Here is a 17466-nt window from a genome sequence, read left to right on the forward strand (position 1 = left end):
CTCAGCCCGAACGGCTCGTTGTCATGCTTTAAAGAAACTTAGCGGCCTCACTGCACCTTGATGTTGAGAGCTGAAATCAACTTGCCCCACTTGGTGAACTCCGCACGAATGAACGTGTTGAATTCGTCGGGTGTGGAGACTTTCACCACCAGGCCAGTGCTGGTGGTGATTTGATCGCGCACCTCTTTGCTGTCCAGTACTTTTGCCACGTCCTGCGCCATCTTGTTGATGACCTCTCGCGGTGTCCCCACGGGAGCCACGATGCCGTTCCAACCCTGGATCACGACGTCATTGAACGCTGCGCCTGCTTCCTGAATGGTCGGAACATCAGGAAACGCGGGCAGGCGCTGCGTGCCGCCCACGGCAATCAGGCGCAAGCGGCCAGAACGTGCATGGCCGGCCACCGCAGGAATGCCCACGAACATCACCTGGGTCTGACCCGCCATCACATCCTGCAGCGCAGGCGCGTCGCCCTTGTTGGGGATGTGGTGCATGCTGAAGCCGCCACGGTCAGCCAGCAATTCAGCCGCCAGATGGCCAATGTTGCCGATGCCTGCGGAGCTGTAGTTCATCTCTCCCTTGAGTGATTTGGCGTAGGCCACCAGTTCCTTCACGTTGTGCACGGGCAGCTTGGGGTTGACCACGAGCGCGAAAGGCACGCTGCCGATCTGCGCCACGGGCACCAGATCCTGCAACGGGTTGAAGGGCATCTTGTAGAGAAAGGGATTGATGGTCATGTTGCTGGGCACGCCCAAGCCCACCGTGTAGCCATCTGCTGGCGCTGTGGCCACGGCTTGCATGCCGATGTTGCCGTTGGCTCCTGCCTTGTTCTCCACCACCATTTGCTCGCCCCACACGTCTGAGAGCTTGAGCGCGATCTGGCGCGCCGTGGTGTCCGGGCTGGAGCCTGCCGGTTGAGCAACGATCAGCTTGACCGGTTTGTTGGGCCACGTATTGGCCAACGCGGGGCTGCTCACACAAGCTGCCGCGAGCAGGCTCGCGCATAGTCGTGCCAAGGTCTTCATCGGGGTCTCCTTCTAGGTATTTTCAATACGATCTCAATCGAAATGACATCGATATCATTTGCAGCGAATGTTATCGATGTCATACCCAACTGTCAACTTGGTTTTTGGAACGTGAGCGGCCAAGCCATTAGCCTCCCACGAGCACCCGGCGATCAGGTGCTTTGGCGCACGTTCAAGGTAAAGCCCAGGTCGATGCTGCGGGAATCGGATAAGGGCGCGCCCGATTCCAGGCTTTCGAGCAGCAGTTCGCCTGCTTGCCTGCCCAACTCATAGCGAGGAATTCGCAACGAAGTAATGCCTGGATCTACATGGGCTGCCAATTCGCTGTCGTCATACGCGGCGACTGCAATGCGGCCAGGCACGCTCCAGCCCTGGCGTTGGCACTCGATCATGGCGCCAGCGGCCAAGTCATCACCGACGAAAAATCCGGCATCTGCCGGCTGCGCAAGCCCCATCAGGTACCGCAGGGCCGTGGCGGCGCCTGCAAAACCGGGTTCAGCGGCCACTTCCAATTCAGGGGCGAAAGTCAAGCCAGCATCAGCCAGGGCTTGCCGGTAGCCACTGCGTCGAATCCAGGTTCGCTCGTTGCCAGGGCCGCGGTAGATGAATGCGATGCGCTTGCGCCCGGTCGCAGCAAGGTGTGCCGTCATGGCGCGCGCCGCCTCGTGGTTCGAATAGCTCACGACATGGCCCAAGGGCTCTGCAATCAAGTCACCCGTCTCGATCAGTGGCACGCCATAACGAAGAAGCTCCTCCCGAGTACGCGCGGTATGCACTGTGTTGTGCATCAGGATGGCACAAGGCCGCAAAGGCAGGAAAGCGCGAATGGTGCGCTCTTCCCCTTCAGGCGTTTCCTCGGTGGTCCCTAGTACGAGGTGCAGGCCGCGGGGGGAGATCACATCCGATATGCCTTGGATCATGTGCGCCAGATAGCTGTGCATGATGCTTGGAATGAGCACCAGTACCAGGTTCGTGCGGCGTGACTTGAGGCTGCCCGCGACGCTGTCAAACACATAGCCTGTTTGCTGGATGGCCTGCTCGATGCGCTCCCGCGTGGCGGGCGCCACCGTTTGAGGCGCACGCAGTGCCCTCGACACCGTGATGGTGGACACGCCAGCAATTCGAGCCACATCGGCCATGGTCACATTCGGCGAGCTGGCAGGGTGCGAGAAAGACATGCAGAAAAGAAAAACCTGGTTGGGGGTACAGCACCTGGCGAGCCACTTGCACGCCAGGAGGCTGAAGCGCAGACTGTAACTGCAACACCCAGGAGCCCAGGCAATCAAGGTCCTGAAATTATGTTCATGACAGGGAAACGGGCAAGTCGCACGGCGAGCGCATCAATGGCCCGAGCACGGCCGCGCTCTTGCTAGACACCGCAAAGCCTAGGCCTGCCGATTGCCGAGCACGAGCTCGGCGCCCCCAGCAGTCACGACCCACTCCTAATGCATGAACCCCATCGACCGGTGCTCCCGCACCTCAGGCTTGATGCGATGCTCGGCTTCAAGTTGCTCGATAAATTCCTCTATCGAAAACTCTACCGCCAGAATGTCGCACTGGCGCTTCACGGCAGCGAAGTCGCCAGGAGCCAACTGCTCCAGTTTGGACAGGCGCCGGCTCACTTCAGGAGTGAGTCTTTCGGCATTCCCCGCCAGCGCTTCCGTCACGAACATCTTCTCGCGTTGCAGCGGCGTCAGCGGCATGAACTTGATCTTGAAGGTAAAGCGCCGAAGTGCAGCCTGGTCCATACGATCAAGCAAATTGGTCGTGCAGATGAACACGCCATCGTGGCGCTCCATCTGTTGCAGCATCTCATTGACTTCAGTCACTTCGTAGCTGCGCTGAGCGCCGCGGCGATCAAGCAGGAAGCTGTCGGCTTCATCCAGCAGCAGCACGGCTTTTTCCTGCGTGGCCTCAGCGAACATGGCGGCCATGTTCTGTTCCGTGTCGCCCACGTATTTGCTCACCAGGTCGCTGGCTTTCTTGATGATGAGCGGCTTGCCCAGGTGCTCGGCGATGTATTCACCTAGCGCGGTCTTGCCGGTACCAGGCGCGCCATAAAAGCACAGTGCGCCATGGCCGCGCGCCTTCAAGGCCTCGACAATGCGCGGGATCTCAAAGCGGGTCTCCACGTTGAGCATGTCCAGGTCATATGTGGTGACCTGGCGGCGGCCTTTTTTGCCGGTGTCGGGCCTGCGGCCCAGGGCTGCGTCCGAATTCTTCAGTTGCCGCTCTATCAGCGCTTCGAAAGCTTCTCCACCGGCTTCAGTACCTTCATGAGCCAGATCGGCAAAGCGCACAGCGGTACGTATCTGCGCAGGCGTGAGGCCTTTGCGCTCCGTCAGGGATGTCACGAAGGCATCGCTCAGTGCCACACCCTCCAGTGTCTTGCGAATAAGTTGCTCGCGTGCGCCTGGCGGGGGCGATTTCAATTCCAGGTGGTAGGCAAACCGGCGGCGGAACGCCGGGTCGATCTGCTCGATCCGGTTGGTTACCCAGACTGTGGGCACGGGGTTGGATTCAAGAATCTGGTTCACCCACGCCTTGCCATTCACAGAATGGCTCACGGCGGCGCTCATGGCCTGTTGCTCGGCGCGCGCCATGAGGCCTGCTGCATCCACACTGATGGGCGGAAACACATCTTCCACTTCATCAAAAAGCAATGCGGCTGCATCCGCGCCTTTGAGAAACACCTGCGCAATCTGCAACGAGCGGTAGCGATCCCGGCCCGAGAGGCTGTTGCCATCACGGTCTGCGTATTCCACTTCGAACAGATCCAGCCCCGCCTCACGGGCCACCACCTTGGCCAGCTCTGTCTTGCCCGTGCCGGGCGGGCCATACAGCAGCACATTGACGCCCACTGCCTTGGTCTGCATGGCCTTGCGAAGCAGGTTGACCAGCACCTGGACGTCGTCGCCGACAAACTCGAAATCACCCGCTTTCAGTTCGCTCTGCGTCGCCGGCCGGGTAAACACCGCCATCAACTCGGCGCGATCGCGGTATTCCCGCATCAACACGGGCGGAAGCTTTTCACTAACCTTCATGAGGTCTGCCAGGTCCGTGATGCTGTGCTCGGAAATCAAATTCTCCACCAAGCCTATGCGCTCGAGTCTGCCTCCCGCACGCAAGGCGTCTGCCACCTCCGTGGCCGACACGCCTGCAAGATCAGCAATGGCCGCATAGGCTTCCGGGGCGTTATTGACCTTGAACTCAACCAGCAAGCTGCGCAGGTCGCGTTGATAGCGAGCCAGCGTGCCATACAGCAGCAGCGCACGCTCTGCCTTGTTGAGCTGCAACAGGTTCGCCAGTGAGTCAATATTCTTCTCGACCAGCGTGGACTGCTTCTTGAGCGCATGGCTGAGCCACTGGCCCGTGCTCGTCAGCAACGCCAACAGATCCTTGGGCGAATCCTTGGCGTATTCGTCCAGATAGAAAAACAAGGTGCCTTCTTCATACGGCCCGCGCCATATGCCGTGGCGCTCCAGGAACTCGGCATTGGAGAGCTGCTCATGCGCACGCCAGAAATCGTTTTCCTTGCAGCGGCGGCCCAGAAATTCGCGCACCCGTGCCAGCACGGGCTCTGGCCACATCAGGTGCCGGCCAGCCAAGGCCATCAGTCCATTGATGTCCCTCCGCACATTGAACTTGGCCCCTTGTTTGGCGGCCAGCGTCAGAACAAAGTGAGAGCACATCAAGTCCAGCACCGGAGCAGCGTGAAGCCCTGGCGATGCCAGCATGCCTGCAGGTTCACGAACCTGAATCATCCGCTTAGTCATAACAGGATCTCCTCAAGAACGCGTTGACGATCTATTAGGAACGGGGGCCTTCGCTCACACAAGTTTCACCATAACGCAATCCGATGCCATGCGGAAGACATCTGTGCATGATCACCTTCAAAAAATGTGGTGTGAGATTGACAACTATTTCGCATATGAGCTGATTGATCGCGTTCCTGGACCTCCTAGGGAATAACTCGTAAGCTCTAAGGTTGACGCTGGCGCGTGCTCTCTGCCATCATGGGGCGGTTTCAAACTGTGTGAGGAGTAAGGGCATGAACATGACCACCATGTGGGACTCGCTTCAGAGTTCAATGGGGGTGCATCTTCCCCAGGTGCTGGGTGCATTGGCGATCTTTATCATTGGCTGGTTAGTGGCAGCTCTTGTGAAAGCTGGTGCACGCAAAGCCTTGGGACTCTTGCGCCTGAATGAACGCTTTTCGGGCAGCACCGGCCAACGTGTCGATATCGAAGGCGTCATATCGCTCAGCCTGTTCTGGCTGGTTCTGTTGCTCACACTGGCGGCGGTGTTCAATGCGCTGAACCTGGCCATGGTGTCAGGGTCTCTGTCAGCCCTCACAACCCAGTTGTTCGAATATGCGCCACGTGTGCTTGGCGCCTTGTTGCTTGCTCTGCTGGCCTGGCTTCTGGCCACACTGGTGCGTGGCCTCACGCAAAAAGTGCTGGATCGGACCACCCTGGACGAAAGGCTTTCAGAGCACGCCAATATCTCGCCCATCAGCGAGAGCCTTTCAAGTGCGCTGTACTGGCTTGTGATCCTGTTGTTCCTGCCCGCCATTTTGGGCGCGTTGCAGATGGACGGCCTGCTCAGCCCCTTGCGCGAAATGACTACCAAAGCGCTCGATATGCTGCCTAACGCAGTGGCAGCGATGATCATCGGTGGCATCGGCTGGATTGTCGCCACCGTGTTGCGCAACCTCACCACCAATCTTCTGCGTTCGGCAGGCATTGATCAAGTCGGCACCAAGGCCGGCCTGTCAGACACTGTGCAGCTGTCGGGCCTGGCAGGCCTGCTGGTATTCATTCTGGTGTTCGTGCCGTCGCTGATCGCAGCGCTTGACGCACTCAGGATTGACGCCATCTCGGCTCCGGCTACACAGATGCTCGCTTTGCTGATGGAGTCCGTTCCACGCATCGTGGCGGCTGGGTTGATCCTGGCCATTACCTGGATGGTCGCATCCTTCGCTTCTCGCCTGCTGGCCAATCTTCTGGCCAGCGTGGGCCTGGACACTGTGCCAGCCCGGATAGGCATGTCGCATGCGTTTCAGAAGACACCCCCGTCCGTGCTGATAGGGCGCATCACCCTGGTCTTCGCGATGTTGTTTGCCGTCGTAGAAGCAGGCAACCAGCTTGGTTTCCAGCGCTTCTCGGACATGATCACCACCTTCATCGAGTTTGCTGGCGATGTGCTCCTGGGATCGGCGATCCTGGTGATCGGGTTCATGCTGGCCAACCTGGCCTATGAAGCCATTGCACGCGCCAGTGAGCATGAAGACGGCTCCAGCAGCGATGGCGGCATCGGTCTGGCACGCGTTGCCCGAGTCGCCATTCTGGGCATTGTCGTGGCCATGGGCTTGCGCGCCATGGGCATCGCCGATGACATCGTCAACCTGGCGTTCGGACTCACTCTGGGCGCGGTGGCCGTTGCAGTGGCATTGGCCTTTGGCCTGGGTGGCCGTGAAGCCGCGGGACGCCTGGCCTCCCGCTGGGTAGATCGCTTGTGCAACAAGCAAGACCGCACGGTCTCCGCCACTCCACCCGCTGCACCCCCCACATCGCATCCATCGCCCATATCTCCCTCAACATCGGTCGCGCCCGTAACGCCGGAAGCTTCCACTCCTTCTGTCCCTGGCGTGCCACGCGCCAATCCCAACGATCAACCTTAAGCCGCGCTGTTAATAAGCCCCATGAACCCTACTGTCGACATCGCTAGCCTTCAATCCGCTCTCAAGGAACTATTTGCGCCCTGGGTGCAGGCTTTGGACCTGCAAGTTGTGCAGGCCAGTGAATCATCCGTGGTGCTGCGCCTGCCCACCAGCGATCAGCTCGCACGCACAGGCGGTATGCTGTGCGGGCAGGCCATGATGGCTGCGGCAGATACCGCCATGGTGCTGGCACTGATTCAGCACTTTGGCGAGTTCCGGCCCTGCACCACCGTGCAGCTTTCCACCAGTTTCCTGCGGCCGCTTTCCAATCAGGATGCCTTGGTAGAAGCGCGGGTGTTGCGCGCCGGCAAGGCACTGGCGTTCGGCGAGATTGAGCTGCGTGGCGCTGACGATGGCAAGAGCGTAAGCCGGGCCAGCACCACCTACGCTCTACTGTAAGTACCGTTTGCGATCTGTCCGAGCAGTCGGAGCCGCTAAAGAAGGGATGGCCATAGGCATCTGCCTCATTGAAAAAATTCGCGCAGATTGTCCAATTCCCGCCGCAGCAGACGCGCCGTTTCCATTTGGCGCTTGATGGGCATGCGATCGGTGATGGAGCTGACACTTAATGCCAGTATAGGAGCCCCATCCTCGCGCGTCAGCGCGCAGCCCACGCCCAAAGCACCGCTGACCGCATAGTTCTGCATCACCGCATATCCGCGCTCTTGAGCATTCAGACGTAAGCGGTGGATCATCTCGGCGGACAGGCCACCGTACTCCTCAAGCCTGGAGGAGTTCGCCTCCACCACCGCTCTGGCTTCGGCGTCAGGCAGTGCTGATAAAAGCGCCATGCCGGCCGAGCCTACCCCGAGCGGGTGGCGCTTGCCAGGAAAGCTGGCCAGGATCTGCATGGGGTAGTCGCCGATTTCGCGGTGGATGCCCACAGATTCAGCGCCATCCCTGCCTATAAGAAACACTGCATCCCCCAATTGCTTGGCGAGCCTTCGCATGCCCTCCATGGCGGCATATATCAACTCTCGGCTGACATGATGGGGTGCCCAGAGCAGCGCGCTGAGGCCACCTACCTCGCCCCCTGAATAAAAACGTTTACCGGCTTTGTTGCGTCGGACCCAGCCACCATTCTCCAATGCGAGAAAAAGCCGCTGAACGCTCACGCGGTCTATGCCTGTTCTGTTGGCTACTTCGGTCGCTCCAAATCCGTCAGGCGCGGCGGATTTCAAGAGGCTCAGAACCGTCAAGCCCTTCTGCAAAGTGCGCGGCCCGGCAGATTTGGCGGAAGGAGCGTTCTCAGTCTTCATCGATCTTGGAGCAGGTGTGAAACCGATTTCATTGTACACATAGTGAACTATCAATTATTGAATACTGGTCACTACTCGTACTATTCATCCGTTCGATAAAGACTAAGGAGAGAAAGATGATCGGATTGCGGATTGGCAAGCTCCAGTGGGCCTTAAGTGCAGTCGTAGCGATTTCGTGGGGTGCGCTGGGGCTGGCGAGCAGCAGCCATGCGGCCTACCCGGACAGGCCGATCACTCTGCAAGTGGGATTTGCAGCGGGCGGGCCGACCGACGTCATGGCGCGCGTCATTGCCTTGGAGATGGGCAAAGAGTTGAACCAGACTGTCGTGGTGGACAACAAGCCAGGCGCGGGTAGCAACATTGCGGCAACGCTGGTAGCCAAATCAAAACCTGACGGCTACACGCTCTTGATGATGGCAGTCACCAGCGCCATCAACCAGACGCTTTACTCCAAGCCAGGCTTCAACCTCAGTACAGATTTCGAGCCCATCGGGTTGGTAGGAACGATACCGAGCATGCTGGTGGTGAACCCTGAGTTGCCGGTCAGAAGCGTGCAGGAGCTCGTGGCGTACGCCAAAGCCAATCCAGGCAAGCTGACATTTGGGTCATCCGGAAACGGCACGTCTATTCATGTGGCCGGTGAGCTTTTCAAAAGCGCCGCCAATATTGACGCCATCCACGTTCCTTACCGGGGAAGCGCGCCAGCAGGGGCTGCTGTCATTGCAGGACAAATTTCCTACATGTTTGACAACGTGCCCACCGTCTGGCCGTTTGTGCAGAGCGGGCGCATGCGCGCATTGGCGGTGACCACAAAGGAACGCATTGCGACGGCGCCGAACATCCCGGCGATGTCCGAATCTGGATTTCCAGACTTCGATGTGTCCTCCTGGTATGGATTGACAGCGCCGGCCAAGACACCTGCGGAAGTCATTCAAACGCTCAACCAGGCGCTGCAGAAAGTTCTAGCGCGCAAAGATTTCCAGGATCGGATGAAGGGCATGGGCGTCATCGTTAAGGAGGGCAACCCTCAATCCTTTGGCGCCTTCATCAAGGCCGAGACCGACCGTTGGGCGCCCATCGTCCGGGCCTCCGGAGCAAAGATCGACTGATGAAGACGCCGAAGTTTTGATTGAGAAAACGATGAGTTTCACCATTAACAAATCAGCTCTGGACGGAGTCGTGGTTCTGGATATTTCCCGCGTTCTGGCCGGTCCGTTCGCCGCGCAAATACTGGGTGACCACGGCGCAGAAGTCATTAAGCTGGAGTCCTACGAAGGAGATGACACCCGCGCCTACGGGCCGCCCTTCCTGGATGGAGATGCGCCCTACTACATAGGCTTGAACCGCAACAAGAAAAATCTCGCGGTCGATCTTTCCACTGCCGCAGGTCGCGAAATCTTGTTCCAGCTATTGCAAGACGTGGATGTGCTGGTCGAGAACTTCAAGATGAGCACATGGCGCAAATGGGGGATTGAAAACCCCAATGAACTGGCCCGTAAATTCCCAAGGCTCATCCATTGCCGCATATCTGGCTTCGGCGAGGAAGGCGAATTTGGCGGCTTGCCGGGATACGACGCAGCAGTGCAAGCCCTGTCTGGGCTGATGTCAATCAATGGAGACCCTTCGCTCGATCCTGTGCGGATTGGCATCCCTTTAGTGGATACGACAACGGGCATGAACGCGGCCATCGGGGTTTTGCTGGCCTTGTATGAGCGCGAGAAATCCGGCAAAGGACAGTCGATTGAGGTCACCCTGTTTGACACGGCACTTGGCATGCTGCATCCGCATACGAGCAACGCTCTCAACGGCGGTCGATCGGCCCGCACTGGCAACGGTCATCCCAATATTGTTCCGTATGACCTCTTCCCAACTAAGACAGAAAAGCTGTTCGTTGCCATCGGCAATGACCGTCAGTTTGTTCAGTTGTGCGAAGTGCTTGGAAAGCCCGAACTGGCCACCAACGAGTTGTACCGAAAGAACCGTGATCGCGTGGTTAATCGCGACTCACTGCGCAATGAACTCATCGCGTTGCTCAGCCAGTTCGATGGAAAGAAGCTCTTTCACCAACTGATGGAGCTCGGCGTCCCGTGTGCCCCCATGCTCGGCGTAGAGCAAGCCCTTGCGCTGGAACACACGGCCACTCGGAAGATGTCCACCTCCATCGGCAAATACCGGATGACGGGCATTCCGATCAAGCTGGAGCGCACACCGGGCGCGCTGCACCTTCCGCCATCAAAGATTGGCGAGCACAGCCGTGAGCTCTTGAAACGATTCCGATTCAGCGACGCCAACGTGGACGCCGCGCTGGCAAGCGGAGCCATCAAACAATTGCAAGAGGTATGACATGAACCCACAAAGCGAATTTGAAATGATCAAGGTCCAGGAAGCGGACTCCGTCGCCATCGTGACCTATGACCGTGGTGAGCGCCGCAACGCGCTGTCTCTCAAAGCCATGAACGAGTTGATCCGGGTCGCAGACAGTTTTCAAGCGCGCTTCGATATTACGGCGGTCGTGCTGACAGGCAGTGCCCAGGCTTTCTCAGCTGGTGTTGACCTCAAAGATCCCGAGCGCTGGGCGATTGACGACAAATCACTTGACGAGCGGCGCTACGTCGCCTCGACTGGCGCCCGTATGTGCAAAGCCTGGGAAAGCCTCCCCCAACTCACCATCGCAGCCATTGAAGGTCTGAACGTGGGAGGAGGTATCGCGTTGACGCTCGCTTGCGACTGGCGCGTGATGGCTGAGAACGCGTTTCTCTATGTGCCAGAAGTTCAAATTGGCATCCCCCTTGTGTGGCACACGGTTCCGCGGCTCGTGAACATGGTGGGCGCTTCGCGTGCCAAGCAGATCATGCTTCTAGGCGACAGGATGTCCAGTGCAACCGCCAAGGAATGGGGTTTGGTGGACTGGCTTGTGGCTGAAGGCCAAGCGGTAGAGCACTCGAGGATGTTGGCCACCAAGGTAGCGCAATCACCCTCCCATGTTGTGAAGATGAGCAAACAAAGCGTCAATGCCCACGCTAACGCGCTGAACTTCGTCAGTACCTATATGGACGTCGATCAGGCGCTGGTGTGCGGGCAAAGCGACGAGGCTCGCGAGGCTCGCCAGAACTTTAAGTAAGCACTCATGCCAGGTAAGAGACAAGAGATAGAAATGCACAAGAACACCATCCTTTCCATCGTTTCCCTCACGGCGCTACTGCACACGGGCTTGGCTCACGCAGATTGGCCCGATAAGGCGATCACCTGGGTCGTACCGTTCGCCGCAGGTGGCCCGATGGATGTCGTTTCCAGGCCGGTGGCCAAGAAAATGAGTGAAATCCTGAAGACGCCCATCGTCGTTGAAAACAGGCCAGGCGCGGGAGGCGCCATGGGCATAGACTATGTGGCACGCGCCAAGCCTGATGGGTACACGATTGGCATTGGAAGCGTGGGCACGCAAGCCATCGTGCCTAATCTGGGCGGCTCGATCAAATACGACCCCATTCAATCATTCACCAATATTGGACTGCTGGGTCGATATACCAATGTGCTTTTGGTGAACGACAAATCGCCCATCACCAAGGTATCCGAGCTGGTGGGCGCCGGCAAGAAGCCCGATTCAAATGTAACATTCGGATCAGCGGGGAACGGCTCGTCGAACCATCTCTCCGGTGAGTTGCTACGTGCATTGAGTGGGACCAAGATGACGCATGTGCCGTATCGCGGCAGCGCGCCTGCCCTGACGGATTTACTAGCCGGCAATACGACCTTCATGTTCGATACGTTCAATACGAGCATGTCCCGCATTGAAAACCGCAGCCTTCGAGCCCTGGCCGTCACGAGCCCTAAGCGCTCGCCCTTCCTGCCCGGTGTTCCGACCATGGACGAGGCAGGGGTGAGTGGCTACGCAGACGCCGGCGGCGAGCTTTGGTGGGGCGTGGTCGGTCCTGCAAAGATAGCGCCCACCATCATGGAGAAACTCAACGCCGCTTTGCGGGATGCGCTGAACTCCCCGGAGGTGCAAGCTCAACTGAAGAATCAGTATGTCGAAATCTGGAGCAGCACGCCCGACGAATTCGCCAAGGTGGTTCAATCCAGCTTCCAAAAATGGAACAAGCTGGTACGTGAAGCCAAGATCGACACTCCTAACTAGTTGATTTATTTAAATTTTAACTAATTGTTAGTATTCATAGACGCGTCGATCGAGCCATAGGGCGCAAGCTCCGCGGATGCAGAATGCGCCCGTCCCAGACAGGGAACAGGTGCCCTTTGCACCTTCCCAGGCGGTAAAAAAGGGGGTGGGCTTTCTTTATTTCGCCACACCGGTAAAATCAGCCCTCCCCCGTTAGAAGAGGTCTCCATGTCCGCGCCAGTATCCGAACACGCCCACGACGAGCATCCGGTTGATCCTGTCGAAGAAGTTACCAAGCACATCCCCGTAGTTCTGCCGGTGGCTGGAGCCATCATGATGTTCTTGCTGGCCTTTATCGCCGTCAACATGGCCTGAGCCTGCGGGCACCGAATTGCGGGCCATGACCTTTGTAGTTCCTGACCGCCATTCAGATGTTTCCAGTTGGGTAATTTCAGGCGCCAAGACGGCGCCTGGGGTATTTCATAGAATCGTCACCTGTTTTCGATAGCCATGGGCGGCCTCTCGGCTGCCTACAGGCGCAGGCGCGCTCTTTTTGAATAGACAGCCTGAGTCGCCGGGCCGCACCAAGACAATGAGGTGCGACCTGACCCCCCTTACAGAGGGAACAGTGGACCCAAGCGTAGCAGTCAGGCGTGGGGTTCTTCTACCACCAGTCTTCTTTCCCAAGGTTGCCGTCCGCGGCTTTCGCAAAGAAGATTTTCAACTTGAGGACTCTTTTCATGAACGCACCAGTCATGCAGGGCACACCCATTAATGCCCCTGATTTCGTCAAAAACGCCCAACTGATCTCCTGGGTCGGCGACATGGTGGCTCTGTGCAAGCCCGCGCAGGTGTATTGGTGCGATGGCTCTGAAGCCGAGTACCAGCGTCTCTGCCAGCAACTGGTGGATGCCGGCACCCTGACCAAGCTCAACCCGGCCAAACGGCCCGGCTCCTTCCTCGCCCGCTCTGACCCATCAGATGTTGCCCGCGTGGAAGATCGCACCTTCATCTGCTCTGAAACACAAGAAGGCGCTGGCCCTACCAATAACTGGACGCCACCCGCAGAAATGCGCGCCAAGCTGCAGCCCCTGTTTGACGGCTGCATGAGCGGGCGGACCATGTATGTGGTGCCGTTCTCCATGGGTCCGCTGGGCTCTCCCATTGCCCACATCGGCGTCGAACTCTCAGACAGCGCCTATGTGGCGGTCAACATGAAGATGATGACCCGCATGGGCAAGGGCGCCATCGAGGTGCTGGGCGAGAACGGTCATTTCGTTCCTTGCGTACACACTGTGGGCGCGCCCCTGGCGGCAGGCGAGAAAGACAAGACCAGCTGGCCTTGCAACCCAGATGTCAAGTACATCGTCCACTACCCAGAAACGCGTGAAATCTGGAGCTACGGCTCCGGTTACGGCGGCAACGCACTTCTGGGCAAAAAATGCCTGGCTCTGCGCATTGCCTCCAAAATGGGCCAGGACGAAGGCTGGTTGGCAGAGCACATGCTGATTCTGGGCGTCACGAACCCCCAGGGCAAGAAATACCATGTGGCGGCTGCTTTCCCAAGCGCCTGCGGCAAAACCAACTTCTCCATGCTGGTGCCACCAGAAGGCTTCGAAGGCTGGAAAGTCACCACCATTGGCGATGACATCGCCTGGATCAAACCAGCGGCTGACGGGCGCCTGTACGCCATCAACCCAGAGGCTGGCTACTTTGGCGTGGCCCCGGGCACCAACACGCTCACCAACCCGAACTGCATGTCCACGCTCACCAAGGACGTGATTTTCACCAACGTCGCGCTGACCGACGATGGTGACGTCTGGTGGGAAGGCATGGAAAAGGACCAGGGCAATCAGTTGCCTTCGCACCTGATCGACTGGCAAGGCAACGACTGGACCCCTGAAGATGGCAAGGCCGGCAAGAAAGCTGCTCACGCCAACGCCCGCTTTACCGTTTCCGCCACCAACAACCCAGCCATCGACCCCGCATGGGACGACCCTGCTGGCGTGCCTATCGATGCCTTCGTCTTCGGTGGCCGCCGTTCGACCACCGTGCCGCTGATCACTGAAGCGCGCAACTGGACAGAAGGCGTCTACATGGCCGCCACCATGGGCAGCGAAACCACTGCGGCCGCCTTTGGCGCGCAAGGCGTGGTTCGCCGTGACCCGTTCGCCATGCTGCCATTCTGTGGCTACAACATGGCTGATTACTTTGGCCACTGGCTGAATCTGGGCGAGAAGCTTCGCGCCCAAGGCGCCAAGCTGCCAGCGATTTACTGCGTGAACTGGTTCCGCAAGGGCGAAGATGGCAAGTTCGTATGGCCCGGCTACGGCGAAAACATGCGCGTGCTGAAGTGGATCATCGACCGCGCTGAAAACAAGGCCGCTGGCGAGCAGACACTGTTCGGCATTGCTCCGTCCTACGGCGAAATCAACTGGACCGGCCTGTCGTTCACCCCCGAACAGTTCGCCACAGTGACCAGCGTCGACAAGGCCGCCTGGCAAGATGAGTTCCGCCTGCACGACGAGCTGTTCGCCCAGCTCGCGCAAGGCCTGCCAGAAGCCCTGACAGCCACCAAAGCTTCCCTGGAAGAGCGCCTGGCCGAATTGCGCTGAGCGTTTGAACTGCTGAAATCAAGCCGCCACTGACCTGGCGGCTTTTTTTATTTCACCATGACTTCAGTGCGGCTTCAGTGCGGCATTACGCAGGACTACGCCGAAGCTCGAAACAGCAGTTTTATCAATAACTTAGGCGCGCTCATCATATGCCGGTGCTTTCTGAGACCCGATACCGGCTTGTGAGTTGGCCGCGCCGGAAAACCGGCAAGACGGCAACCGTTTCATCATCGCCGGACGCGACAGCGCCCAGGACTGCATCCATCCGGTCGGGCAGGAGATGACCCGACGCAGCGCGAGCGGACAGAGTGCAGCGGTTAACGTCGCGGAGGATGCGAGAAGGCTCCCATAGCGCCGCTTAACCCGCCATACCCTGCAGGCGCAGCATCAGCGTCAACCGGCTCTGGGACGATGCCGGAAGCCAAAGTGCCTATGGAACCACCGCAGGCACCCATGCAACGTGCGCGCCAGCAGCCATCCTCACAAACACCCCTGTGCCACACGGCCATCGCCAAGCGCACCGCCGCGCTGAAATCGGCATGGCCTTCAATTCAGTTCAAAGGTCAGGCACCCACCGGCCGTGATGTTGAACGTGCTTGGCGCCCACCTGAGGTTGGAGGCTGTCGAAGCCTCGAGCGTATGTGGGCCCACGGAAAGGGTCTTGGTAATGGTGCCTTCATCGCCACAGGTGGGCTTGGAGCTGAAATACCGGGTCAGTGTGCCCACGGCCGCGTTGTCGATGCGGACATTGATGTAGCCCGAGGACGAACGGCTGGTCCACACTGCCACCTGGCCTGTGGAGCCAGAGCCAGAGCCAGAGCCAGAACCAGAGCCAGAACCAGAGCCAGAACCAGAACCAGAACCAGAGCCAGAACCAGAACCAGAACCAGAACCAGAACAATACCCCCCATCTCCCTGTGTGGCTTCAGCCCAACTGCTGACGGGCACATAATCGCCAACTCTATTCCCCTGGTAAGTCAACGTCAGGCCTGAAGGCGTTTGCTGAACCTGAAAAATGGTGGAGCGGGTGTTTCCCTGGGTATCGACCGGGATATCCCAGTCGATGTAGCTGCCATGGTCTGCGCCATTGACCTTGACCCCACAAGTAGCGCCGCCGGGGCAACCAGCCCACGCGCAAAAGTACGAGGAAGAACCATCCAGCGCCAGCGCCGTCGAGCGATCATCAACGCGGCGATAGAACTTGGCGCCACTCCCGCCCGGCGTATTGCCTCCGCTACCCGCACCCGCACCCGCACCCGCACCCGAACCCGAACCCGAACCCGAGCCTCCGCCACCCACCGGCTGGTAGTCGTCTCCTCCCCCTCCGCCACCACATCCAGCCAGGGTTAAAGCCAATACGAGCGCCGAGGCGGTCAGAGCTAATGCGCGCATGCGCGGCATGAATTCGGATGAAAACAACATGGGGTTCTTCCTGTAGTGATTGGGCAGGCCAAACCTTAGCCTTGACACAAAAGAAACAAAATCATGCAAATGCAGTATTTTGGATATAGATTTTTTCCATTTGCACCCAGCCCGCTATGCTCCCTACCCCCGACAGCTACAACCAACTGTTGCTGCACCTGTACCGCCTGTCGCACGAGTTGCCGCTCGACCGCTTCCAGGACGCGGCGCTAGAGCTGGTCAAGCCCGTACTGCCGTTCGATTCTTCAATGTGGGGTTCGGCCACGCTGAACCCAGCGGGCATCGACGTGCACACCATCCACTTGCACCGCCAGCCGCCCGAGATGCTGCTGGCCTACGAGAAAGTCAAGCACCTGGACACGGCCGCGCTGCAAGTGGCCCGGCACCCCGCGTCCACTCTGGGCTTTCACGCCGACTCCTGGTTTGGCTCGCCCGAGCAAGAGGCATTGCGCGCCTATGGCAAGCGTTTTTCGCAGGCCCACTTCTTCATCAGCGGCACATTCAACCCCACGACCCGCTTCACCCGCTGGCTGACGCTCTTCCGCGCCAACGATCGCGCCTATGGCACCGAGACGGAGCGCGTGCTGCTCGCAGGCCTGATGCCGCATGTGCAGCAGGCGTTGGAACTGAACCGACTCACGCACCTGAACCAAGCCGTTGTGGCGGCAGGCCATGTTGCGGGTCGGGGGGCCGCTATTGCCGACCTGCGCGGGGTGCTCTACCACTCGGATACGGCGTTCGAGCAGGCGCTGCGCGCCGAGTGGGACGATTGGCGTGGCCATGCGCTGCCGACGGTGGTGATGAAGACGTTTTTGCAAGGGGCCACCCGCTTCATGGGGCGCGACCAGGTCCTGACGCTGCGGGTGGAACACCAATTGCTGTTCCTGCAAAGCCGCCCGCGTTGCGCGGTGGACGAGTTGACGCCCCGGGAGTTCACGGTGGCACAGTTGGCGGCCCGGGGCAATACGCACAAAGAGATCGCCGACATGCTGCACCGCTCGCCCGCCACGGTACGAACCCAGATTCGCTCGGTCTATGACAAGCTCTGCGTGGGCAACGTGGCGGGGCTCATCGAGACACTGCGGCTAGCGGAATGAAGCAAGGAAAGCGGCAGGAGCCCGCGGAACGGCGAACCTCGCCTAACCCCATGCCACACAAGACCTTTCGCGCCGCTGCAGGATCACATCAAAGACTTGACAGCGGACATTTTTTATTGCCGGGCCGCCCCAAAATAAAAAGCACCCCCTTGGGGGGGCGCCCGGCGTAGGGGCAGCGGACCTCGCGAAGCGGGGAAGCTTGGGGGCCATTT

14 protein-coding genes are annotated in these 17466 nt (G+C 59.1%); 9 read left to right on the forward strand and 5 right to left on the reverse strand.

Translation table 11 applies throughout. From position 1 onward, the window contains the following. Nucleotides 1–47: 47 nt before the first annotated feature. The 3 genes from ABIE13_RS16215 to ABIE13_RS16225 form a co-directional block, all read right to left on the reverse strand. The gene (locus ABIE13_RS16215) at nt 48–1025 is read right to left on the reverse strand and encodes a Bug family tripartite tricarboxylate transporter substrate binding protein (protein ID WP_354445263.1); all 978 of its coding nucleotides are present in this window, start codon (nt 1023–1025) and stop codon (nt 48–50) included. A 152-nt stretch (nt 1026–1177) separates the two neighbouring features. After that, entirely contained in the window at nt 1178–2203 is a 1026-nt protein-coding gene (locus ABIE13_RS16220) for a LacI family DNA-binding transcriptional regulator (protein WP_354445265.1), read from the reverse strand. A gap of 264 nt (nt 2204–2467) precedes the next feature. Then, on the reverse strand, nt 2468–4801 hold the full coding sequence (locus ABIE13_RS16225) for an ATP-binding protein (protein WP_354445267.1): 2334 nt from the start codon (nt 4799–4801) through the stop codon (nt 2468–2470). Nucleotides 4802–5076: 275 nt separating this feature from the next. On the opposite strand from ABIE13_RS16225, the gene ABIE13_RS16230 reads away from it, so the two are divergent. Both ABIE13_RS16230 and ABIE13_RS16235 read left to right on the forward strand, forming a co-directional pair. Next, a complete protein-coding gene (locus tag ABIE13_RS16230; RefSeq protein ID WP_354445269.1) occupies nt 5077–6708 on the forward strand; it encodes a mechanosensitive ion channel in 1632 nt (543 codons plus the stop codon). A gap of 21 nt (nt 6709–6729) precedes the next feature. After that, nucleotides 6730–7146 (forward strand): PaaI family thioesterase, encoded by a 417-nt coding sequence (locus tag ABIE13_RS16235; protein WP_354445271.1) that lies wholly within the window; start codon nt 6730–6732, stop codon nt 7144–7146. A gap of 65 nt (nt 7147–7211) precedes the next feature. Here ABIE13_RS16235 and ABIE13_RS16240 read toward each other — a convergent pair whose 3' ends face one another. Continuing rightward, nucleotides 7212–8006 (reverse strand): IclR family transcriptional regulator, encoded by a 795-nt coding sequence (locus tag ABIE13_RS16240; protein ID WP_354445273.1) that lies wholly within the window; start codon nt 8004–8006, stop codon nt 7212–7214. 116 nt (nt 8007–8122) lie between these two features. On the opposite strand from ABIE13_RS16240, the gene ABIE13_RS16245 reads away from it, so the two are divergent. From ABIE13_RS16245 to ABIE13_RS16270, 6 genes are all read left to right on the forward strand, one after another. Then, nucleotides 8123–9115: a Bug family tripartite tricarboxylate transporter substrate binding protein gene (locus tag ABIE13_RS16245; protein WP_354445275.1), complete on the forward strand. Its 993-nt coding sequence runs from the start codon at nt 8123–8125 to the stop codon at nt 9113–9115. Between the two features lie 31 nt (nt 9116–9146). Then, complete coding sequence (locus ABIE13_RS16250; RefSeq protein ID WP_354445277.1) at nt 9147–10349, forward strand: CaiB/BaiF CoA transferase family protein; 1203 nt, start codon at nt 9147–9149, stop codon at nt 10347–10349. A gap of 1 nt (nt 10350) precedes the next feature. After that, nucleotides 10351–11127 carry an enoyl-CoA hydratase/isomerase family protein gene (locus ABIE13_RS16255; protein ID WP_436278426.1) on the forward strand — a complete coding sequence of 259 codons (777 nt, stop codon included), beginning with the start codon at nt 10351–10353 and terminating at the stop codon, nt 11125–11127. A gap of 33 nt (nt 11128–11160) precedes the next feature. Beyond that, nucleotides 11161–12141, forward strand: a complete 981-nt coding sequence (locus tag ABIE13_RS16260; protein ID WP_354445279.1) for a Bug family tripartite tricarboxylate transporter substrate binding protein — start codon at nt 11161–11163, stop codon at nt 12139–12141. A 207-nt stretch (nt 12142–12348) separates the two neighbouring features. Beyond that, complete coding sequence (locus ABIE13_RS16265) at nt 12349–12495, forward strand: hypothetical protein (protein ID WP_354445281.1); 147 nt, start codon at nt 12349–12351, stop codon at nt 12493–12495. Between the two features lie 365 nt (nt 12496–12860). Then, on the forward strand, nt 12861–14735 hold the full coding sequence (locus ABIE13_RS16270) for a phosphoenolpyruvate carboxykinase (GTP) (RefSeq protein WP_354445283.1): 1875 nt from the start codon (nt 12861–12863) through the stop codon (nt 14733–14735). 546 nt (nt 14736–15281) lie between these two features. On the opposite strand, the gene ABIE13_RS16275 is transcribed toward ABIE13_RS16270, so the two are convergent. Then, on the reverse strand, nt 15282–16157 hold the full coding sequence (locus ABIE13_RS16275; protein ID WP_354445285.1) for a hypothetical protein: 876 nt from the start codon (nt 16155–16157) through the stop codon (nt 15282–15284). Nucleotides 16158–16273: 116 nt separating this feature from the next. Here ABIE13_RS16275 and ABIE13_RS16280 point away from each other — a divergent pair, with 116 nt between their 5' ends. Next, the gene (locus tag ABIE13_RS16280; protein WP_354445287.1) at nt 16274–17254 is read left to right on the forward strand and encodes a helix-turn-helix transcriptional regulator; all 981 of its coding nucleotides are present in this window, start codon (nt 16274–16276) and stop codon (nt 17252–17254) included. The last annotated feature ends 212 nt before the right edge of the window (nt 17255–17466 follow it).

This window comes from Ottowia thiooxydans, from assembly GCF_040548795.1.
Taxonomy (GTDB): Bacteria; Pseudomonadota; Gammaproteobacteria; order Burkholderiales; family Burkholderiaceae_C; genus Ottowia; species Ottowia thiooxydans_A.